Annotated in this window: 23 protein-coding genes; 8 read left to right on the top strand and 15 right to left on the bottom strand. The window is 42.1% G+C overall.

The window, feature by feature from the left end; all coding sequences use genetic code 11:
* Window positions 1-44: 44 nt before the first annotated feature.
* Window positions 45-803: a DUF1499 domain-containing protein gene (locus tag JHD44_RS17575; protein WP_199464039.1), complete on the bottom strand. Its 759-nt coding sequence runs from the start codon at window positions 801-803 to the stop codon at window positions 45-47.
* A 194-nt stretch (window positions 804-997) separates the two neighbouring features.
* Between JHD44_RS17575 and JHD44_RS17570 the strand changes: the two genes are divergently transcribed.
* Window positions 998-1,690, top strand: coding sequence for a tRNA-uridine aminocarboxypropyltransferase (locus JHD44_RS17570; protein WP_199464038.1), 693 nt, complete (start codon window positions 998-1,000; stop codon window positions 1,688-1,690).
* A gap of 399 nt (window positions 1,691-2,089) precedes the next feature.
* Here JHD44_RS17570 and JHD44_RS17565 read toward each other — a convergent pair whose 3' ends face one another.
* Window positions 2,090-2,566: a DUF2947 family protein gene (locus JHD44_RS17565; protein WP_199464037.1), complete on the bottom strand. Its 477-nt coding sequence runs from the start codon at window positions 2,564-2,566 to the stop codon at window positions 2,090-2,092.
* A 130-nt stretch (window positions 2,567-2,696) separates the two neighbouring features.
* Here JHD44_RS17565 and JHD44_RS17560 point away from each other — a divergent pair, with 130 nt between their 5' ends.
* Window positions 2,697-2,960: a hypothetical protein gene (locus JHD44_RS17560; protein ID WP_199464036.1), complete on the top strand. Its 264-nt coding sequence runs from the start codon at window positions 2,697-2,699 to the stop codon at window positions 2,958-2,960.
* Between the two features lie 137 nt (window positions 2,961-3,097).
* On the top strand, window positions 3,098-3,748 hold the full coding sequence (locus JHD44_RS17555; protein ID WP_199464035.1) for an HAD family hydrolase: 651 nt from the start codon (window positions 3,098-3,100) through the stop codon (window positions 3,746-3,748).
* Between the two features lies 1 nt (window position 3,749).
* Here the strand turns inward: JHD44_RS17555 and JHD44_RS17550 are convergent, their stop codons facing one another.
* Window positions 3,750-4,778: a nucleoid-associated protein gene (locus JHD44_RS17550; RefSeq protein WP_199464034.1), complete on the bottom strand. Its 1,029-nt coding sequence runs from the start codon at window positions 4,776-4,778 to the stop codon at window positions 3,750-3,752.
* Between the two features lie 85 nt (window positions 4,779-4,863).
* Between JHD44_RS17550 and JHD44_RS17545 the strand changes: the two genes are divergently transcribed.
* The 4 genes from JHD44_RS17545 (at window position 4,864) to yiaY (ending at window position 7,826) form a co-directional block, all read left to right on the top strand.
* On the top strand, window positions 4,864-5,178 hold the full coding sequence (locus JHD44_RS17545) for a hypothetical protein (protein WP_325097117.1): 315 nt from the start codon (window positions 4,864-4,866) through the stop codon (window positions 5,176-5,178).
* A 91-nt stretch (window positions 5,179-5,269) separates the two neighbouring features.
* On the top strand, window positions 5,270-5,692 hold the full coding sequence (locus tag JHD44_RS17540; RefSeq protein ID WP_199464032.1) for a VOC family protein: 423 nt from the start codon (window positions 5,270-5,272) through the stop codon (window positions 5,690-5,692).
* Window positions 5,693-5,817: 125 nt separating this feature from the next.
* Window positions 5,818-6,504 carry an OmpA family protein gene (locus tag JHD44_RS17535; RefSeq protein WP_199464031.1) on the top strand — a complete coding sequence of 229 codons (687 nt, stop codon included), beginning with the start codon at window positions 5,818-5,820 and terminating at the stop codon, window positions 6,502-6,504.
* A gap of 173 nt (window positions 6,505-6,677) precedes the next feature.
* Entirely contained in the window at window positions 6,678-7,826 is a 1,149-nt protein-coding gene (gene yiaY, locus JHD44_RS17530; RefSeq protein WP_199464030.1) for an L-threonine dehydrogenase, read from the top strand.
* A gap of 81 nt (window positions 7,827-7,907) precedes the next feature.
* Here yiaY and JHD44_RS17525 read toward each other — a convergent pair whose 3' ends face one another.
* On the bottom strand, window positions 7,908-9,212 hold the full coding sequence (locus JHD44_RS17525) for a uracil-xanthine permease family protein (protein ID WP_199464029.1): 1,305 nt from the start codon (window positions 9,210-9,212) through the stop codon (window positions 7,908-7,910).
* 18 nt (window positions 9,213-9,230) lie between these two features.
* Window positions 9,231-9,857 carry a uracil phosphoribosyltransferase gene (gene upp, locus JHD44_RS17520; RefSeq protein WP_199464028.1) on the bottom strand — a complete coding sequence of 209 codons (627 nt, stop codon included), beginning with the start codon at window positions 9,855-9,857 and terminating at the stop codon, window positions 9,231-9,233.
* A gap of 359 nt (window positions 9,858-10,216) precedes the next feature.
* Between upp and JHD44_RS17515 the strand changes: the two genes are divergently transcribed.
* Entirely contained in the window at window positions 10,217-10,612 is a 396-nt protein-coding gene (locus tag JHD44_RS17515; RefSeq protein WP_199464027.1) for a hypothetical protein, read from the top strand.
* Between the two features lie 23 nt (window positions 10,613-10,635).
* On the opposite strand, the gene JHD44_RS17510 is transcribed toward JHD44_RS17515, so the two are convergent.
* From JHD44_RS17510 to gloA, 10 genes are all read right to left on the bottom strand, one after another.
* A complete protein-coding gene (locus tag JHD44_RS17510) occupies window positions 10,636-11,379 on the bottom strand; it encodes a sulfite exporter TauE/SafE family protein (protein WP_199464026.1) in 744 nt (247 codons plus the stop codon).
* Window positions 11,380-11,388: 9 nt separating this feature from the next.
* Window positions 11,389-13,350, bottom strand: coding sequence for a tripartite tricarboxylate transporter permease (locus tag JHD44_RS17505; protein ID WP_199464025.1), 1,962 nt, complete (start codon window positions 13,348-13,350; stop codon window positions 11,389-11,391).
* 82 nt (window positions 13,351-13,432) lie between these two features.
* Window positions 13,433-14,509 carry a Bug family tripartite tricarboxylate transporter substrate binding protein gene (locus JHD44_RS17500; protein WP_199464024.1) on the bottom strand — a complete coding sequence of 359 codons (1,077 nt, stop codon included), beginning with the start codon at window positions 14,507-14,509 and terminating at the stop codon, window positions 13,433-13,435.
* A 91-nt stretch (window positions 14,510-14,600) separates the two neighbouring features.
* A complete protein-coding gene (locus JHD44_RS17495; protein ID WP_199464023.1) occupies window positions 14,601-15,659 on the bottom strand; it encodes an ABC transporter substrate-binding protein in 1,059 nt (352 codons plus the stop codon).
* Window positions 15,656-17,056, bottom strand: coding sequence for a sensor histidine kinase (locus tag JHD44_RS17490; protein ID WP_199464022.1), 1,401 nt, complete (start codon window positions 17,054-17,056; stop codon window positions 15,656-15,658). The genes JHD44_RS17495 and JHD44_RS17490 overlap by 4 nt, the downstream gene beginning before the upstream one ends.
* Window positions 17,049-17,723 (bottom strand): response regulator transcription factor, encoded by a 675-nt coding sequence (locus tag JHD44_RS17485; RefSeq protein ID WP_199464021.1) that lies wholly within the window; start codon window positions 17,721-17,723, stop codon window positions 17,049-17,051. The genes JHD44_RS17490 and JHD44_RS17485 overlap by 8 nt, the downstream gene beginning before the upstream one ends.
* A 204-nt stretch (window positions 17,724-17,927) precedes the next feature.
* Window positions 17,928-19,916 carry an alpha/beta hydrolase-fold protein gene (locus JHD44_RS17480; protein ID WP_199464020.1) on the bottom strand — a complete coding sequence of 663 codons (1,989 nt, stop codon included), beginning with the start codon at window positions 19,914-19,916 and terminating at the stop codon, window positions 17,928-17,930.
* 217 nt (window positions 19,917-20,133) lie between these two features.
* Window positions 20,134-21,162 (bottom strand): permease, encoded by a 1,029-nt coding sequence (locus tag JHD44_RS17475; RefSeq protein ID WP_233402283.1) that lies wholly within the window; start codon window positions 21,160-21,162, stop codon window positions 20,134-20,136.
* Window positions 21,159-21,443 carry an ArsR/SmtB family transcription factor gene (locus JHD44_RS17470; RefSeq protein WP_199464019.1) on the bottom strand — a complete coding sequence of 95 codons (285 nt, stop codon included), beginning with the start codon at window positions 21,441-21,443 and terminating at the stop codon, window positions 21,159-21,161. The genes JHD44_RS17475 and JHD44_RS17470 overlap by 4 nt, the downstream gene beginning before the upstream one ends.
* A gap of 161 nt (window positions 21,444-21,604) precedes the next feature.
* A complete protein-coding gene (gene gloA / locus JHD44_RS17465) occupies window positions 21,605-22,135 on the bottom strand; it encodes a lactoylglutathione lyase (RefSeq protein WP_199464018.1) in 531 nt (176 codons plus the stop codon).
* Window positions 22,136-22,216 lie beyond the last annotated feature (81 nt).

Genomic DNA, 22,216 nt, shown 5'->3' with positions numbered 1-22,216 from the left:
GATCAAGTTTATATAAAAGAGCGTTAAGGTTGAATAAAAAAAGATCAATTCCTAAAAGCAAAATTAACTTTTGGTTTTTTTAAACGATCCTTTAATTCACTTAAGAAACTTTCAATTCGCTCAGCATTATTTCCATGATCTGATTTGCCTGCTCTCGAACAGGAACGCATATCCACCACAACATTGTCTTTTTGCTCTGAGATACGAATAACGACGTCATTACGCATTCCAAAAATTGGGGTCCTAGCGGTCGCCTCGATGACACCTGCACTCGGATATTGAGAGACCATTTCCCAGCCCCTTTCTTTCACCAAGGACAAAGCTTCTATATAGGTTTCTTTAAATGATTTCTCGACGATTAAAGAGGAAATCTCTGGGTAGTACTCTTTCTGAACTGGCACTGAAGAAAAATCATAGGTCAATCCATGCTCAGAAGCTTTCCGAAGATAGGCTATATTGATAAAAACAGGAGGATTATTGAGGTCTGTAGTGATGTCATATATGTCTGGCAACTTGGCTTTCTGCATATACAGGCTGACCCACATCACACTGTAAATAAAGGAGACGACTCCTACCAATATGAAGAACCTACGCCCACCAGCACTACACTCTTTACGACACATTATTAGTGCCACAACAGTCAACACTGACAACACCATTGCAGCGTAAACGGTCTTACGCAGCATATCAAATGCGGTAATAGGTTCAATAAAACCCACTCGAACACCAGATATAGATACAAATGCCGCACACCCAATCAACATCATTAAAATGTACAACACGGGCGAGATATATCGACTCATAATTCACTCATAAAAAACATCATGCAATAACCTTAGCGTGTCGAATAAAGACTAGATAGCCCGTTATAAAGCGTTCTACAGTGATTCCACTAAATTTGCATATTTTGCGTAAAGAGCACTGATATGTAATGGAAAAATATAACAAAAAGAGTCAGAATTTGTGCCAAATCACTATTTAAACAAATATTATCCCTATGATACAAAACCCTAAACGCAAGCATCCTCCACACTGCGTTGACCTGTTACGTGAACAATTAGAACAAATAAGTCAAAGAGCTTTTATTGCCCGCGGATCAAATACCGTACGCTGCCCTTCTTGCTTAATGTCAGAGTTAGCCTGCTTCTGCTCCGAACGCAAAGCGATGACTTCACCCATTACATTCACATTGCTGTATCACAATACAGAGATTCACAAACCAACTAATAGCGGTCGACTTCTTGCAGACTTATTTCCCGATCAGACCAAAGCCTACCTATGGTCCAGAACTGAGCCTGAACCGGCACTACTTGAAAGACTTAACGCATTTAAAGACCGAACCGCCATCCTTTACCCTGAAACAGAAAAAAGGAAAATATCGGGTAACTATTTGATAGCAGATAAAGCTGGAGACAATTTAAATCATATTATTCTGCTGGACGCGACATGGCGTTTAGCCAGTAAAATGCTACATCAAAGTCGCTGGCTAGATGAAATCCCAACTTACAGTATAAGCAGTGACGCGATTCGATCATTTAAAACTCGTCATGCAAAGCATGATCATCAATTTGCTACTGCTGAAGTCGCCGCAATGTGTTTAGAGTCACTCAATGCAAAGAAAGAAGCCGATGCCTTAACCAAATATTACAACATCTTCAATGAACGAAGCATGAGCAGCAGGCGGCGCTAAAAACCAGAAATTACACTTGATCACTTAGATTCACCAATAAACGACAGAATCAAACTGCACTTTAGTAAGAAACAACTAAACTAATCATAAATCAAACACGATTTCTTAGGTGAGGCTTATGGTTATTCGCTTAATTATGTTTTATGTGCACCTGTCACTTTCTCAGGTCATGCCGGCCTGGTATCAGAAGGATTTTCTAGACCCATCATCTGAATCTAATCACGCCCACTTCAGACGATTCAGTGGGCGCTATAAAGCTAAACGCAGGCTTGTTAAAACGCTGTGGACCGGAACAGGCTTTTTAATGCTAATCTTTCCCACACCTCCAATTTTGGTAGGCGGCCTTCTATTTAGCACATGCTTATCGTTTGCGATCTTAGATGAAAGTGAATAAGTAATTTAATTTGCTCGCATTAAAAGCGTAAGGCGACCATCTTCGCAAAACTGGAGAGCTTGCTTTTTCTTTTTACCAACTAGCACTGCATCGCTTTCCAAAAAGAGAAATGCTTTCCAGGCTCGTTTAAACACTCCCCAAGTCGTTTCCATTATTAAATCAGCATGGCAACAAAAATATACCCTCGTATCATCGCCCCAATTCTCAAGGTATGACAACATCGTATCTGGGGCGCCAGCCTCATCAGACTCCCAAGCAGTCTCCCATTCGCTCGTATCAATGATATTTTTCTTAACCCACACATCGCTCGAGAACAGATCCGGGTATAAATATGAGTCAGAGATGTAATCCCGCCAAATATTTGCACCAGTCACTTCCCCTAAGAGCTTAATTTGCTCTCGATCCTCAGCCGATACAAAAGGTTCTTCCCTTTTAAACACCCACTCCTTACCAGAAAGTGAAAGGGAACGGTATTGAGACATAAAACCACCTAATTGATGAAAAAAAATAACCTATTTAGTGAAAAAACAGCGTTTGTGACTCTGAAATGAAACCACTAAGCTATCGATGTAGTAATAAAACTACATTTTAATATTTTATGGAGATTAAACTATGTACACATCTGAAGACGTAAACACATCCGCTTTGTACAACCTGCACTACACTGGCGCCGCTAAGCAAACCAAAGATTCACAAGAACAATATGAAGCTTTGTTAGCAAAATGGGGTGTAACTCACTCACAGTACCATAGCGAAAGCCTTACAACTAAAGTTTCAAAGTCCTTCAAAAAAGCTGTATTTGCGACAAAATCACTGTTTAGTTTTGTTAAAGCAGCCCCTGTTTTAGGTAAACAGCACTCTGGCGCTCATCTGTAAAACAATAACTTTCAATAATACTTTGAATTCACAAAAATTAAGCAATTGGGGAGAAAAAGAATAACACCCCCTTTCCTTTCTAAACTCAGACTCGCTACACTCCTGTAAGAAATTTACTTAAGCGCAAAGGAGCTGTAATGCGTTCAAACTATCAAGCAATACTATTCGATTGCGATGGTGTCATCGTCGATACAGAAACATTGTCTTCTAATATCCTAAAGCAAATGCTACATATTGAAGGCTTAGATGTTGATGACCATACTCTACATACACAGTTCGCAGGCTTTACAACTAAAGAAAACCTTGCCTTAGCAGAATCTATGCTAGGAAAACCTTTGCCTGAGGATTTTCAAGAGAGATATAGACAGGCGTTTAACAACACCATCAAAACATCACTTTCACCTATTGAGGGCGTTGTTGATTTGCTTGAAAATATTGACTGTCCAATTGCTATGGCAACTAATGCAAAACGTGCGGAAATGGAGCTGAAACTTGAGCTTATACAACTAACTCACCATTTCAAAACGCGCTTTGCCGTTGATGATGTTGTTCAAGGTAAACCTGCTCCAGATTTATATCTTAAAGCTGCCGACGCTCTTGGTGTAAAACCTGAAGATTGCATCGTCATTGAAGACTCCCTTGCAGGCATTCAGGCCGGAAAAGCAGCAGGAGCGACGGTTTATGCTTACAGTGCTGTTTTACCTGCCAGTTTGCAGAAAGAGGCTGGGGCTGATGCAACCTTCGCCTCCATGAAAGAGCTTCAGAATCTCTTAGGGCTCACAGCGTAAATTAAGACTCTAATGACATCAGTTGTTTTAGCAGGCTACGTGGCAACTCCTTAATAGTGAGTTCGCCTGTGTCTGCGTTAAATTGGATGCTCTCACCTAGTAAATCGGTATCAAAACTTAATGTTAGAGAACGGTTTGAGCCAGATGCTCTAGTTAGCTTTTTAAGTGCAGCCTTTTCTACAAAAATCTCTTTTTCAACTTTAAAGTCATCCGATTCCGCCATCTCTAAAAACTTTGATGCTTGCTCAGGCGAGAAACGAGATTCAATTTGTCGAGCAATGTCCGTTAATTCTAATGGCTCGCGCTCTTCTGCTTTTTCTATACATCGCTCAGCCATTGCTTTTTTAAATTCATTAGCTGCCTTAGAAGGTAAAGACTGAGATTGGCAAAAAGCCGAAGCGACTTCAACAAGCTTACGAGTTTCTTTAGCCGCAACCTTAGGCTCATCACAGCCAATGAATTGAGTGAAATATTCACTCTCCCATTTTGGCGCCTTACCAAAACGAAACGCAATGTAACGCGTGTCATCACGATCATGATAAGCAGACAAGTTGATTCTTAGTGCCATGTGAAGTTTATCTGTTTCTAAAGGGTTAACCTGAGCGAAGCTCAAATCATCACCCAGCATTATCCCTGTTTTTCGTTTAAGTAAAACAATGAATAAAAAGTGCGAACCACCCAGCTCGTAATGGTTAAACCATAGTAAGCCACCTTCCGCTTCAGAAACGCCTTCTAGGAATCGCACGTACTCCGCAGCACATTCTTTGCTAAATGCAGCAAAGTCATCAAACTCAGAGCCCGTAAAATGCTTATGAAGCAACGCTGGCAGTTTACTACCTTCATCGCTGCCTTCGGGGTTCGAAAACTGCCCAGTATTCATGCCTGAACGGTTGAATAGGTGTGTGACTTTGTTTGCCAGCTGTTCAGCATCTGCGTCAATCGGATTTTCACTCGGTCTTGCGACAAGCATCGCTTTTGACTCGCCTTCCTCTTTTTGAACTTCATGAACAATTAAATTGACAATGGACACTAGTAACCTCTTACTATTAATATGAATGGTTTATAACAATTTGATCTGTCAAGGAGTGAATCAATCTAGCGTAATGACAAAACCAGTGAAATCTAAAGCGCAAACTCGAAAAGAAATTGAATCACAAGTTGAGCGTTTTATACGCCAGCAAGGTGAAATACAACAAGTTGAAATGGGCGCTTCCGGCTTACAAGATGGCAAGTATAACACGAGCCACATAGGATTTAATGAACCTAAAAAAGATAGGACACCATTGAATCATGTTGTTGCAGCCATACAGCAGAGAAAATCTGATAAAAAAACGACACCACCCCCTACTAAAGAAAAAACGAAACAGCCTAAGAAAAAAGTCATTTATGACGATTTCGGAGACCCAATCAGATATGTATGGGAAGATTAAGGAAAGTCGTTGTAACCCTTCTAGCATATTTTGATAGCCACATTAAGTTACTCTACTATAAGCGAATTCTTCCAATTTAAGAGAATTCAATATGAGTATACGTTATCTACATGCAATGATTCGTACTGACAACCCTGATGCGAGCCACGAATTTTACACCAAAGGCCTAGGACTAGTTCAAACCCGTCGCTATGACAGTGAAAAAGGTCAGTTCTCGCTGATTTACTACGCAACAGAGCAAGGCGCACCTGAAATCGAACTCACACACAACTGGGACGGCAGAAGATATTCAGGGGGTGATCAATTTGGTCATCTTGCTTTCGAAGTCGAAAACATCTACCAAGTTTGCCAAAATTTACAAGACATGGGCGTTACCATTCTTCGACCGCCCCGTGATGGCCACATGGCATTCATCAAAGACCCAAATGGTATTTCAATCGAATTGTTACAAGCAGGCGAATCTTTAACAGCTCAAGAACCATGGCTATCTATGAGCAACACCGGAAGCTGGTAACATTTATTAACATAAAATTACATTGATAAACCATAAAAATGCTCTGTGTACAAATAGAGGCTAGAGTTCGGATACTCTAGCCATCTATAGTAAGTCAATTGACTCGTTAACAATGGGAAACTGCAATGACTTTTTCATATATCGCCAAAAACGGATTACTGCTTGCGGGATTGCTTAGCACGTCTTTGTGTATAGCTAGTGAACCTTTGTACGATAGTACTGCCCTACCAGCAAATATTGCAGACGATGATAAAGATGGAGTGATCAATGTTCGTGACTTTTGCTCAGATACAGCATTAGGTGCCAAAGTTGATAATGATGGTTGCCCTACTCAGTCAACACATCTTCAGTCTATTAACCTTGAAGTACTCTTCGACACAGGCAAGTATGATGTTAAACCAATCTACTACCCTGAAATTCAGAAGCTTGCTGATTTCATGGCAGCAAACCCCAATACCACTGTAATAATCGAGGGACATACGGACAGTGTTGGTGATGACAAAGACAACATTGAGCTTTCTAGAAACAGAGCCAATGCCATTGCACTGGTAGTCATTCGCCAGTTTGGCATCAGTCGAGATCGTATCCGTGGTATTGGATATGGTGAGTCTCGACCTATTGCGACAAATGATACTGCACAAGGTAGAGAACAAAACCGCCGTGTCGTTGCAGAAATATACAGTGAGCAAACCACACAAGCGAAACGCTGGAATATTTACAGCGTTGATAAAATCACATCAAGTCCTGAACTATCTACATCAACAAACCTTCAGTTTGGCGATGATAGCAGCGTTTCTGCACCAGGTTGGTAGCAGTCATCTCGAGTTAAGGAATTATCAAAAAAGAGCGCTCAGTCGCTCTTTTTTGATAAAAGTCACGACATCAAACGCCTGCACATTCTTTGAGTTTTCTATACTCTACCCGCTACCTATAACAGCGCATAATAGCCTCTCAATATTTACCAAAATAGGATGAGGTAAAGAACATGAGTAGCACTTTTTATATCCCAGCAGTTAATATTATGGGAGAAAATGCCCTTTCTGACGCCATGCAACAAATTAAGAACCTTGGCTTCAAACAAGCCTTGATCGTTACAGATCCAGGTATGACTAAGCTAGGTGTTACTGAGGACATAAAATGCCAACTTACTGACTACGGTGTTAACAGCCTTATTTACGATGGCGTACAACCAAACCCAACGGTTAACAATGTTAATGCTGGCTTAGATGTTTTACATACTCATAAATGCGATTGTGTCATTTCTCTTGGTGGCGGATCTGCGCATGATTGTGCAAAAGGCATTGCGCTTGTCGCAACAAATGGTGGTCATATAAGTGACTATGAAGGTGTTGATGTTTCTAAAAATGCTCAACTACCTCTAATCGCCATCAATACAACGGCCGGCACAGCTTCAGAAATGACTCGGTTCTGCATTATTACTGACCAAGATCGCCACATTAAGATGGCTATCGTAGACCAAAATACAACGCCAATATTATCGGTTAACGATCCGAAACTGATGGCAGGTATGCCACCGGCATTAACCGCTGCCACCGGAATGGATGCACTGACTCACGCCGTAGAAGCTTACGTTTCCACTGCTGCAACGCCCATTACAGACGCTTGTGCGCTAAAAGCAATTGAATTGATCCGTGATAACCTTCACGAAGCGACGCATAATGGCTCTAATATGGAGGCTCGCGATCAAATGGCTTATGCCCAGTTCCTAGCAGGTATGGCATTTAATAATGCTTCCCTTGGGTACGTACACGCCATGGCACACCAGTTGGGTGGTTTCTATGACCTACCTCACGGCGTTTGTAACGCAGTACTACTTCCACATGTACAGCGCTATAATGCGCAAGTAGCAGCGCCTCGTCTGAAAGATGTAGCGAGAGCATTAGGTGCTGATGTACAAGATTTATCTGCTCAGCAAGGCGCAGAAGCAGCTATTGTGGCGATTACAGAGTTGTCTAAGAGTGTTGACATCCCTGCGGGTCTTAATCAATTAGGTGCTAAAGAAGCAGACTTTGATACCTTAGCGAGCAATGCTATGAAAGACGCTTGTGGTCTAACTAATCCAATTCAACCCACTCACGAAGACGTCGTGGCGATTTTTAAGGCCGCATTTTAAGTTTATATGTTCATGACATCAAAAAAGGCGAGCTTTTAGTGCTCGCCTTTTCAGTAATGTGATTTCAAAATAAATTAAAAGTTATTTTTGATCTCCATTATGAACCATACCTTCAACCACTTCCTGCTCTTCATGCAAATCATTTGCTTGATCAGCTTTTGGTAAAATCAGATTCAACACAATCGCAACCAAACCACATAGACTAACACCCTGTAAGTGCCAACCAGACCCACCAAGGGTCATACCACCGATACCAAATACCAATGTTACAGCGATAATGACAAGGTTACGTTGCGCACTTAAGTCCACACGAGCCTTAATTAAGATATTCATACCCACGCCAGCGATGGAACCAAATAAAAGAATCATGATCCCGCCCATTACTGGCGTTGGAATGGTTTGCAAGAATGAACCGAACTTTGCAATAAATGCCAAAGCCACGGCAAAAATCGCAGCCCAAGTCATCACCACAGGATTAAAAGCTTTCGTTAACATGACTGCACCCGTTACCTCAGAATAGGTAGTATTTGGTGGACCACCAAACAAAGACGCTGCAGAGGTTGCTAAACCATCACCTAACAAGGTTCTGTGTAGACCAGGCTTTTGAACATAGTCCTTACCAGTCACGCTACCAATTGCCAATACATCCCCAACATGCTCGATGGCTGGAGCAATCGCTACAGGCAACATGAAAAGAATGGCTGCTAACTTGAATTCAGGCATCACGAACGCCGGCACACTCACCCAAGCGCTGGTTTGAATTGCAGTAAAGTCAACCAGCCCCATAATCATAGCGACTGTGTAACCAACACACACACCAGCAATGATCGGGACTAAACGGAATACGCCTTTCGCATACGTAGCGACCAGTAAAGTCGTCAACAGAGCAGGCATCGATACTAAAATGGCATCCGCATAAGGGAATAGCTGCGCCGAGCCATCTCCCGTTTTACCCAGCGCCATATTGACGGCAACAGGCGCCAAGCCTAAGCCAATCACCATGATAATCGGACCGGTTACGACAGGTGGTAATAGTCGATGTAAGAAGCCAGGACCTTTTAAAGCTACCAGAATAGACAGCATTACGTAGACTAAACCAGCGCAGAATAGCGCTCCCATTGTTGCCGCCTGCCCCCAAGTTTCTACTGCAAAAATAATCGGCGCTATAAAAGCAAACGAAGAACCTAGAAACACTGGAATAGAGCGTTTCGTACAAAGTTGGAAAATTAACGTACCCAAACCTGCGGTAAACAATGCAACGCTTGGATCAAGACCTGTAATTAATGGAACCAATACCAATGAACCAAATGCCACAAACAGCATTTGCGCACCAGCAAGTAACATTCGCCAACCTGCAAGAGCTTGGCTAGATGATTGAGATGTCATGTGAAGGGAACCGCCCTATTATTTCGTGCCAAAGATTTTATCGCCTGCATCACCTAAACCAGGAACAATATATCCTTGTTCGTTTAAGTGGCTATCAATCGACGCGGTATAGATATCAACATCCGGATGAGCTTCTTGAACTTTCTTGATGCCTTCAGGCGCAGCAACTAAAACCAGCGCCCTGATACTTTCACAACCATGCTTTTTCAGTAAGTCGATGGTGGCAATCAGTGACCCCCCCGTTGCTAACATTGGATCAACAACTAATGACATTCGTTGATCTATATCACTAGCTAATTTATCGAAGTAACTTACAGGTTCAAGAGTCTCTTCATCTCGATAAAGACCAACGACGCTAATCTTAGCACTTGGAATCAATTCCAAAACACCATCTAACATCCCGAGCCCAGCGCGTAAAATAGGTACCACCGTAATCTTTTTTCCCCGAATACGCTGACAAGTAGTTGGGCCGCACCATCCATCTTGTTGGTAATCCTCAAGCTCCAGATCCTTAGTAGCTTCATAAGTAAGTAAGTTGCCTACTTCTGATGCCAGCAGTCGGAACCCACGGGTACTCATTTTCTGATTACGCATTAAGCCAATTTTATGCTGAACAAGGGGGTGACGGATTTCATATACGCTCATGGGAACCTCTCTTTTACTAATGACTGCAATCTTGACTAAATAGTCATTTTCTCACATTACAATGTACTAGGCGATACAAAGTGGCCCAGTTTTTGCGTTAGCCCATGAAAGATTTGTGCCATACCAAATGACGATGAGTTTGATACCTAAAAAATATTGGATGACGCCCTTACAAAACAGCCCACAGAAGATTGTTAATACGGAGCATAGTGCTCTTATACTAAGCAATCGATTCAGTAACATTTTTTTACAATAAGGGTTCATAGCAAGAAAAATTAACAATTTTGACAGGGAAAAATACGTGTCATCTACTAATCTACTTCCAAGTAAAAAAACATTTGTTCAAAGGAATTGAATACATGAAAAGTGAAAATTATCGGCGAACACAACAAATGCTCGCCCAACTAGTCGATCAAACATTGTATCCCAGTGGAACTGTGTGGAATGACATAGCAAGGTTTGTTAGAGCCCACCCAGAAATATCTCATTACACATTGACTCAGCTGGAACAGTACATTGGAAAGAAAGGTTTCACCCTTTTAACCGCTGCATTAAGGCTATCCATGCCTCCTTACGATTTATTCGAGGCCTCTTTCGAATTGACTGATTCAAAAGAGGCGATCATCGTACTGAGTATTAAGGACTATCAGCAATGTGCCCTAAATGGCGGCTTCAAAGACTCCAATGGGACGTTTATTAGTATTGAGCAAATCAATCAAAACTCGGTCATCCACTTGATCGTCAAGAAGGCTTAAACAAATTCTCCCAAGACGATCAATCAATGAAATGAAAGCCATATCAGTCGTAAAGCTAATAAGGTTAAGACAAAGTTAAACACTGTTTGATAACTACTATCACGAAGCCTACTTGATAATTTCAAACCCAACCACGTGCCTGCCATCCCAGTAACAATCATTATCACTACAGGGAATAGCCACGCCAATAAGTCAAATCCAGCCAGTCCAAATACCATCAACTTGGTTAAATGTTGCATTGACATGATCAATGCAAACGTTGCAATCAGCACCATTCTTGTTTGATAAATTTGTTTCAGAAAAGCCCCCACAAGAGGACCTGAAGCGCCGACAAATAACCCAATCAATGACGTTATTGAACTCATAAAGAACAGCCCTTTTCTTGAGACCGCACAGGTTGGTAGCTTAGGCCCCCAGCACAGAAAAAGTATGAAGCTTGCAATGGATAGATACATGATCTTCGGCGGAAGTGACACTAAGAAAAACAGTCCGACACTTCCACCGAGCAGAATTCCCGGCAACCATTTAACAATCATTTTAAAGTCGATATGTTCAATACTCATCATCGCTCTACCTGCATTTGACCCTAATTGAACCAAACCATGTACAGGAATTATCACTTGCACAGGTAAGAGCTGGCCCATGACACCAAGCATCATTACCCCACCGCCAGCACCGAGACTGGCGGTCATCAAAGAGGTCAAAAATGACGTAACGGCAAGAATTAATAAGGTCGTCTGCGGAATAATCTCAAAGCTAGACAGCATGTTTACTCCTTATGCAAACGGCCATGGCAAACTTAACCAACTCTGTAGCCACCCAGATGGCAAATCCAGCACCATGACATATGCTAGGGTATTAATCATGAGCACCGATAGCACGCCAGTTCCCCATGCTTTCCATTGAGCTAAATTGGCTTTTAGTCGGAGAAACAAAGCGAAGAAAACAAGAATAGAAATACTGTAACCGACCAAATAACAACCACCAATAACGGCTGCAATCCAAAGCAAGTACACATACCAAGCTTCGCGATTTAGATCGCCACTTTCAGTATCAAAATTTACAGCGCTTTTTGTGCCATAACGCCATAGATTAAAAATCATCAACGCCACTAACACCAATAGAACAATACTGATCCCCAAAGGAAAAATACGCGCTAGATTTGAGACTTGCATCGCATCATAAATGCCATATAACGCAGTACAAAAGGTGAATAGAAAGAACAATGCTTGGGGTAAAATATTTACTGTAAAAGCCACGTCTTTTGGTATATCAGACGTCCCTTGTTTAAGCTGCTTAACTGTAAATACGAGTGACAACACAATGATAAAAGCAATAATCAAAACGCCTGGTTTCAATAAGAAGCCCCAACCATCAAACTGTACAGCTTGATAAAGATAATTCTCCATGCCGGATGCTAAAACATACCCAATTAAGAAAGCGGGTCTTGGCCAACCAAACCGTTTCAAAAATACGCCCAAAACACCTATGGCTAATAACGCCGTTAAATCACTTAAATCACGTGTTGCTTGAAATGCAGCAAAACAAATAACCGTAATCATGAATGGCGCCAAAATGGCGTAGCGTATGGTTGTTAAGCGAGCAACAAACTTAGAAATAAGCAAACATGCACCGGCCCCCAAAACATTAGCAAGTGCTAATGACCAAATGATAGTGTAAGTAACATCAATGTTTGAACTCACCATTGAGGGGCCTGGCTCTAAACCAATTAGAATCATGCCACCTAAAAAGACAGCCATTCCACCAGAGCCTGGAATCCCAAAGAGAATAGTTGGAATAAGTGCACCGCCCTCCTTAGCATTGTTAGAGGACTCAGGGGCAATGACCCCACGAATATCACCTTTGCCAAACTGGCTCTTATCTTTACTCGTCTGGACAGCATGACCATAAGAAATCCAATCAACCACACTGCCACCCAAACCAGGTAGTGCACCAACAATACAGCCTATGAATGCACAACGAAACGCCAACCACTTATGTTTAATAAGGTCTTTAACGCCCGCTATCCAACCGCCGCCAAGGTTTGATGCCTCAGCAATAGCTCGTTTTTGGCGTAACAAATCGACTATTTCTGGTAAGGCAAATATCCCCAGCCCCACAACCACGAGAGGTATACCATCCATCAAGTATTCAATATCAAAATAGAGCCGGAATTCCCCTGTGGCTGGTGCCCCACCGACCGTACCTAATAACAAACCAAGACAGCATGCAGACAAGCCTTTTATCAAACTATTACCCGCTAAACCGCCGACCATACTGAGTCCAAGTAGCGTCAACATGAATAGCTCGGCAGAGCCAAATGCCAAAATCACTGGGCGCGCAATGATAACAAATGCAGTTAACACCACCGCACCAAATAGACCGCCAAATAATGAGGCAGAGAACGCAGCAGATAAAGCACGTGCAGCTTCACCTTTTTTAGCCAGAGGAAAACCATCGAGCACAGTCGCTTGGGACCCACTAGATCCAGGGATTCCCATTAGCACAGAGGTAAAAGTATCTGAAGTAGGAATGACAGCAACCAGACCAATCAACATAGCAAGCGCTGAAGTGACATCCATGCCATAAATAAATGGCAATAACAAAGATAAACCAGCAATGCCACCTAATCCGGGAAAGATACCAATTGCCAAGCCTAAGAAAACACCGATGCATAAGAAAAGCAAATGCTCCATAGACAACACTGTCATCAAAGCATTCGTAAATATATCAATCATGAAAAGCACCTATGGACATAGGAAAAAAGCGACCTCCTAAATTTCCATGAGGCCGCTAGGAGCGTACTTTTAGACAGTACGGTTAGAACTTCACGTTATAACGTTCGGTTAACCATTGCTGAATCCACTTTTTATCCTCGGCACTTAAACTGAAGATCATGCGTACTGCAGCGTCTACGTTTTTACCTACGATCTGGTCATAATCACCAATTGCTTTGCTGGCTTGTTCTTTAAAGCCTGGTTGTTTGACAACATCAGCCATGGTATTACGATAGGTTTGCAAGGTATCGCTTGATGCCTCTTTTGGTAAGAACATAATTTTCTGTGCAGCAAAACCCGCGATAAAGAATGTTTTCCAAACCTCAAACGCTTGACCACTTGGTTTTTCACCATGAATCGCTTCATAGGTTTCAACGAACGTTGGCAACTCAGGGAAGGAAGGATCTCGTACAATATTACCGTCATCATCCAAAACACCCCATGAAAGCAGCGGTTTTGCTGTGCCCTCATCTACTAGTGGCATTACTTTTTGAATGAAGGGTGCTGAGGTTTGATAGTCAATGTTGACCTCGCCACGCTCAAATGCCAATCGACCAGCACTTCGATCCATACCAAACACAGGACGCACTTTCATTCCTAGCATGTCCATTGCTAGAAGCGGCACTAAATCCAAAGAGGTAGGACCTAAACTTGGGAAAATAAATTCAACATCTTTTGCCGCTGCAAGGTCTTTAGGGCTATTAATACCAAGTTTAGGGTCGACATACATAACACCACCCGTTGGCGTAGCAAAAACGGCTTGCCAATCTTTTGGCTCATAACGAGCACGTTTATCACCTAATAGATAGTAAAACAACGTCGAAGCCGTTGAGCCAAATACGTTGGTTCCATCTGTCTTAGCCCTAGCTTCGAATTGATTAGCGCCATTAATAGAGCCGCCACCAGGTACATTTTTAATGACTACGGTTGGTGCCCCTGGGAGACTTTCAGATACTTTGGGAAGAAAGAAGCGTGCCCAAGTATCCGTGCCGCCGCCTTCTTTGAATGGAACTAACCATTCAATTCGTTCACCGCTGAAATCCTGAGCTAAAGAACTCATCGAGAAGCTTGAGCATGCGATACTCACGCCAGCCATTACACCCCATACTATCTTTTTCATCGTTCACCTCATTGTTTTTTTTGTTAAGGGTTGAGGTGCAGTATATGAAACGAACCTTTCAATAAGCTTTCGCTGAAAGCGACTCATTAAATTAGTTTTGAATAGCGTTATCCCATTCTTTTAATAATAAGCTTCGCTTTGCTTGATCGGTCAAAAGCAGCAAAGGAAAACCTAAGTTTATTGGCTGTAACGGACTTAACTCGGACTGTCGTAACGTAGCAATGTCTTCATTAGTATCATAACTAGACGAAATAGGTATCAGACTGGAATGCTCTGACAGTAATCTTTGAGTCTTTTCCGATAAGAGATAATTAATAAATAGTTTCGCTTCATTTTTAAGCTGTGCAGCTTTAGGAATCAACGCACTTCTTAATATTACGGCCGTGTAATCGTTGGGAAGAATAACACTCAGTTCATTAAAACGAGCGGCCCACTCCGATGCGTAGGACCCTAACACGTTATAAGCGATATAAATATCACCTTGGGCGAGCGCTTGTAACATACTGGTACTGTTGGGATAAAGCTTGGCACGATTAGCCCCAAACACTTCTAGCAGACGCCCATAGGTTCTCGATTGTTGACTATCGTTAGCCCACATTAAATAGCCAAGACCAACTGTCTCAAGATCTAAAAGGCCTATTTTGCCCCTAAAGAGAGACTCCTTAGATCGAATTAAGTTTAACAATTCAGTTCTATCTTTAGGGACTAGGTCATCATCACCCAAAATGCGCCGATTTATCGCAATTGCAACAGGTTCATAGGTAAACGCATACAATTCGTTTCGCCAACTTGCCCATTTAGGTAGTCTACTAGTCGATTCTGATTCAAATGGGATGGCATAACCATCATTTATAAGCTTAACTTGTAAATCCATAGCTGGACTTAGCAAAATATCAGGCCACTCACCTCTCTCAGTCACATATCTATACAACTCTCTGGTACTAAACTCTCTGTACAGAACAGATAAATTGTCTTGTTCCAGTGCAAAGTTTTTCAATATTGGTTCAATGGCGGAAAAGTCTGCTGCACCATACACCTTCAGAATTTTATGGTTTTCTAAAACATCATCTTTACCAGATATCCAATAAGCATCATCGGCATGAATAAGGGGAGAAACATTGAGCAGAAAAATTAGCAATGCACGAATCAAAACCGTACTCCTCCCAGCGCTGGAAATACGACACGTACCGTCAAACCCGAAGGTTGATTATCAAGTAATTCAATGGTCGCATTATGAAAATCTGCAACCTCTTTGGCGATAGATAACCCGATACCTGTTCCAGTGTTAAGATTATTTGGGGAGCGATAATGCAGTTCAAATACCTTTGGCTTTTCTGAGTCAGGAATACCTTCTCCATGATCTGAGATATCTAATCTAATACTCGTTTCCTCAACCCATAATTGAACTGTCACCTCCGAGTCCATAGGACTGTACTTCACGGCATTTTCCAATATATTGGAAATCAAAAAACGCAATGCAATGCTATTCCCTGAAATAAAGATGGGGTCTTCACTTCCAACATAACTAAGCTCAATGTTTTTATCCAAAGCCGCCGCAGCCACTTCTCTTGCCACTTCCAGAGTCAAGTGAGTAAGGTCTAAAGAAGTTATTTCGTCTCTTTGAAACCGATGAGCAAGCTCAGCATGCTGTAATATATGAGTTACCATGGAGGCCAATTCATCACTGCAAGCGATCACATTTTTAAGTTGACCTTCGCGCAAGCTTTGGTTCTTCTCTTTCAGAGCAGACTGAGCCTCAGACCTCAGGCCTGCCAAGGGGGTTCGCAGTTGATGCGCTGCTTCATTACTAAAATGCTTTAGCCTATCCAAGGTTTTCGTCAGTTGAGACATCAACTGATTAATCGCATCCGTCAATGGAGCAATTTCTTTCGGTACCTGCAATGATATTGCTGACAGATCAACAGGTGAACGATGTAGTAGCTCCAAACGTACTTTTTTTAGTGGCCTTAAGGCAACCCATACACCTAGCATAATAAGTAAGAGTGACAGAACGAAAAACGCTACGACAAATTGGATTACCCAACGCTTTGTTTGCAATGCATGTGCTTGTCTAGCCAGCACTGTTTGCCCAACAGTTATTGATACAAAAGCATCATAATCACTGTCCAATAACCTTTTTTTAATCGATACAAAGCGCGTCGGTTCACCACTGTAAATACTATCGTATATCCATTCATGATGATTTTGGGCCTCTGTCACATCTTCTGGTAGCAAAGGAACATCACGATAGCCAGTCAACAGTGTTCCATTCGCATGACGAATTGCATAAAAGGCACGATCCTCTTCTGACATAGCAAGTAACTCAAACGCAGACAAAGGCAAGTCAATTTCAATTTCGCCACCGACTAAGTTCACACTTTCAGCCATTTGCAATGCGGCACCACGCAATTGCCGATCAAATGCATTACGTGCTAAACGTTCTGCATACAACGCAGCAGACCAATAGACCACCGTACTCATTAACAATAAAACTAGAGTAGCAACCAACCATATTCGTTGTTTGATAGAGTAGGCGGAATTACTCATAGGTTTTTTCTAACACATAGCCAAGTCCACGTAACGTTCGTATCTTGACACTTTGACTGTGTGAAAGGGTTTTACGTAGGCGTGCCACATAAATCTCAACAGCACTAGCATTAGGGGCATCATCTAGATGGTAAAGGTGATCAAGAATCACCGATTTACTAAGCACTTTGCCAATATTGGCCAGAAGCAAGTCCAACAAACGATATTCAGTATGAGTAAGTCCCACCGCATGACCATGAATCGAAACCGAGCAAGCCTGCCTGTCTACAAGCAAGTCACCATGCTCTATTTGGTCATTCGCTAAACCTCGATTACGGCGAATCAGCGCTCGGCAACGAGCTTCTAACTCTTCAAATCGAAATGGTTTAGTAAGGTAATCATCGGCTCCACGATTAAACAGGGACAATTTATCATCTAAAGAGTCTCGCGCAGTTAAAACCAAAGCTGGTGTATTATTTCCCATATCTCGAATAGTCTTGAGCACCTCATTACCATCTCGTTTAGGCATGTTAAGGTCTAAGATCAACAAGTCATATGGTTGCTCCTTCAACAAGATCTCGGCTTGGAGTCCATCTAAAGCAACATCTGTTACAAAACCAAGTTTGTCAAATTGACTGGAAATTGACTTTGACAACACAGGGTCGTCTTCCGCTATCAAAATACGCATAAGTGAAGGCTTCTTATTATTTTAATAGAATAAGAATTAGCTTTTTTAATGACTTTGTAAACTAGATCAGCAGCAATAAGTGATCCATTTTTTGCCTTAGACATTCGCTTATGAGTACGCAAAAAGCCCTAGCACTTTCATGCTAAGGCTCTTGAATAATAAGCATTAAGCTAGATTGGTATGTCTTTGGTGTTTCCCTTAAAGCTACTTATGCTGTGCAAATAACCAATCACGAATAGCATCAATTGAGTAAGCATACTGCCAAGTGTAACGGTGGCTACCGCCTTCAAATACGGTGTAATTCACCTGCGCGCCTTGTTTAAGCATGTGACTTACTTGAGCGGCCATGACAGATTTTGAAGCTTGCGCATCCCACTTAGCTTTGCTAACCGTTGCCCCTTCATTGGCAAGTACATCAGTAATAGCATCCATACCCGGGTTTGCTTTCGTGTCCCCTTCCGACACCACAATCCATAAAGGCTTATTTGCAAGTGGCGCCACTAGTTCAGGGTCCCATTGACAAGCCACAAGCAACGAAGCCGCAAATAAGTCAGGATACTTAATGTCCATGGCAATCGAGGTCATCCCACCCATTGACTGTCCAGTATTGTATAAACGCTTTTCATCAATGGCGTACTGCTCTGAAAGAGATTTGATTAGATTTACCGTGACATCCATATCCACGGACGTTTGTGAGTTATCATCTGCCATAATTGCGTTGTACTGCGGTACTAGTACAAAGCTTTCATGCAATGCTTGATCCCTTTCAGAGGCCCAAATTACACCACCAAGCCCTTGCGTTAACGCTTCAGTAGGATTGTTACTGACAACCCCAGCATCATGCATGAACAACACAAGAGGGTATGATTTGCTCGTATCATAGTTTTTAGGAACATAAAGGTTGTACATTAGATCTTTATCTAACTCATCATCGTGAAAAACAAGCTGCTGAAAACCTTCTATAGCAGGATTCAATGTCGCGTTGCTCTTCATCTTAGCATCACTCGCTAAACTTACCTGACCAGATACCAAAGACACTTCACCGGATTGAATAATTGAAACGTCGAGTATGGTTGGCTCTGCAGACTTGTCTGAGATTTGTCCAAGTGTTGGACCATTTCCATGAGCGGCTTGGTCAGAGTTTTTTTCTGAATTATTGCTATCTTGTTCACTTGGCCCACCGCCCATCTGACTACTCTCAGGGTCAATGTCTGTTTTCAGCGTAACGATAACGAAAGATCCAGAAGATAAGCCAGTACCAAGTTCAGCTTTGTCATTTACATAAACCGATTGGATTTCACGACCATTGACTTGAAAATCGGAGATATCCAGTGACGAGATGTCAATGTCCTGCGTAAATTCAATGGCGACTCCAGCGACTTTTTGACCATCGCCTAGCACATCAACTAAAGCCGTGACATTCATAACCTTAGGATGGTCAGGATACTGATAGTAACCAATTTTTTCTTTTGCTTCGGTACTGCCTAATCGTGAGGCTTTGGCATACCAAGACAGTGCTTGCTTTGTATCTCTTTTGACACCAATGCCATTTTCATACACGTTCGCTAGCGCTAATATCGCGGGTAAAGAGACATGGTCACCACGCGATGCCGATTGGTTATATAATGCAATGGCCTTTACGTAATCTTGTTGAACACCTTGCCCAGTTTCGTACAATTTACCTAAATAATATTGGCTAGTGATATCACCTCTATTTGCTGCCAGCTCAAAGTTGCTTGCAGCCTCTACATAATCGATCGCTTTACCCCATCCATTTTGGTAAACAAGGCCAATATAACGTGGTGCTTTCATGTCTCCATTGTTTTTAGCCTTATTCAGCCAAACATAGGCTTGCTGGTAGTCTTGTTGAACTCCTTGGCCATAAAGATAGGCAATGCCAAGGTCTGTCATGGCCCGACGCTCACCTTCGTCTGCTGCCTTTTGCAGTAACTCAGCACCTTTTGCTTCATCATCTAACCCATATCGTCCATTCATGTAAGCCTCTCCTAAGCGTGCCGTCGCTTGCGAGTTGCCCTTAAGAGAAGCTTGGGTCAAATACTGTAAAGCCAGTGACTCCTCTCCTGTTTTATTCGCTTGTTCGTACAGTGCCATCTCATTACTGCCGTTAGAGCTAAGAGCACTGCATCCAGCTAAAACAGTACTAATGGTGAGCGCCAGAAGAGTCTTTTTCATGATGTGTTCCTAATGTAGAGGGGATTTCTGACACACGAGTATCCTGATGTATCAGATTCAGTAAAACAAAGAACTTAACTGAATAAAAAGAATGTTATAAGTGCCTTCATAAAACCTACTTCAGAATTCCATATTCTTCTACAAAACGTATCAACACATCACATTAGGACCTCAAAAGCTGCGTAACCCTCTAAATAGCCTATATAGAAATAAGCGATCAATGACTTCCAACTACCAGCTCTATCGCAAAGCCAGTAACCATAGCAGTCAGCAAAACAACGAAAACGAAGGTAATCAAAAGTGGCCATCTAAACATTTTACGCAGCATGATCATCTCAGGCAGACTTGCTCCAGCCCCCGCAATAGTCAGCGAAATGACGGCTCCAGCACTTAACCCCTTCGTCATAAGCGACGCTGCTATCGGAATCATGGTCGAAGCTCTTACATACAGAAAGATACCGATAACAGCAGAGAGAGGAATGAGCAAAAATACATTCATCATTGCTAAACCCTCAAACACGTTCAAAGGCACAAAGCCATGTAACAACGCCCCAATTGCCACACCAAAGATCATATAAGGTAGCATCTCTCGAAGTTGCTTAAGTGCTCCTAAAGTTAACATTTTCAAAGTAGATGCTTGAATGATCTTTGGTGCTTCATTGCAGTTTGCCGTCGAACAAGTGGCGCTCTTTGACACAACCTTTCCCGAATCATCGCAACCTGAACCACATGGGCTAGGTGCTGCGGTTAATAATTCAGAACGGATGTAGGTCTGAAAATTTAACCTTTGCAAACTCCATCCAGACAAGGCTGCTAGAATCACCACACATGCTGCATACAACAACGTGACTTGCGGTGAAAAAGTGATCCAAAAGAGAGAGATTACGAACGGGTTTAGTAATGGTGATGTAATCAAAAATGCCATCATAGGCCCAAAAGAGGCCCTAGCTTGAATTAATCCAATTAACATTGGGAGAGTCGAGCAGCTACAAAATGGTGTCATTGCTCCAAGTCCCATCGCGACGCCATAACCCCTATTACCACTTAAAAGGCGACTGACCTTCTCCTTTGGTAAATACAGATTCATGGCGCTGACGAGTATGCTAATTAACACAAACAGCACCGCTAATTCCGTAAATGCAGAAATAAAAAAATCTAACGCTGCTTGCCAAGAGTTAAGTTCCATCATAATGACACCTACTATTCTAGAATTATCGAAATATTTTTCAAAAATAATGTTGCTCATAACGAACAACATTCATCCTGCAAATAACTAATTAATGCATCCAATTGAGCATACTGAGCATGACAACGTAACACCCTCCCCTCACGAGTTTGAGAGACTAACCCTACCTTCACTAATCTTGCGATATGGTGAGACAAAGTTGAATTAGGAATTTCCAACTGATCTTGTATCTCAGACACCGCTAAACCTGTGTGACCTGCTTTAACAAGCGCTTTGTATATGTTTAAACGTGCCACATGCCCAAGCTCAGATAGCTGACCTGCTGCTTTTTCTATGTTCATCGGAGCCACCTTTAAAAACCATATTTCTAGAATAGTGGAAATATAGTGCTTACACAAGATAATTTTTGATACTGTAGCCAGCTTTATTCATCCATTAGAATAAGAACTGGCTAGTCGTAATCGCTGTGTTAGCAGTAAAATACACTTAGAGCGCACAATCTCTACGAGTCACCATTGACTCGATTGGCATCGAATATCTCAATCCAATAGCCATCTGGATCTTTAATAAAAGCAATATAATTCATACTGCCATCTTCAAGTCTTTTCTGAAACGCTACACCTAAGTTTTCAAAACGCTGACAGGCTCCTTCAAGGTCTGGCACATGAAAACCAATATGACCAAACCCACGAGGCTCACTATTACCATTGTGATATTGAACCGTCTCAGCGCTATCTCCCCAATTGTGCGTCAACTCCAATACTGCAGGACGACCAAAGGTTTGCGCGGTTCGACGTGCATTGTCGTCACTGATCTCAGAGAAATCCTCACCATGAGTTAAGAAATACAAACTGAACTTCATCTCAGGAAAATCAAGCTTACGCAACAACGTCATACCCATTACACGAGTATAGAAATCTAGCGAACGAACAGGGTCCGCAATACGCAACATGGTCTGGTTAAACACAAACCCATTTGTCGCTGGGTCTTTTTCCTCACACAAACCCTCAGCTTGCTCGAAATGACGACTCATATTCATAACCTCCTTTCATTGTGTATACACTAACGTTGGGATCATATATGAGAAATCAATAGCGCGCCTTTGCAAGGAACA

The sequence above is a fragment of the Marinomonas ostreistagni genome (genome assembly GCF_016461785.1).
GTDB lineage: Bacteria > Pseudomonadota > Gammaproteobacteria > Pseudomonadales > Marinomonadaceae > Marinomonas > Marinomonas ostreistagni_A.
The sequence above is the reverse complement of the archived record's forward strand: the minus strand, read 5'-3'. Positions and strand labels throughout refer to the sequence as shown.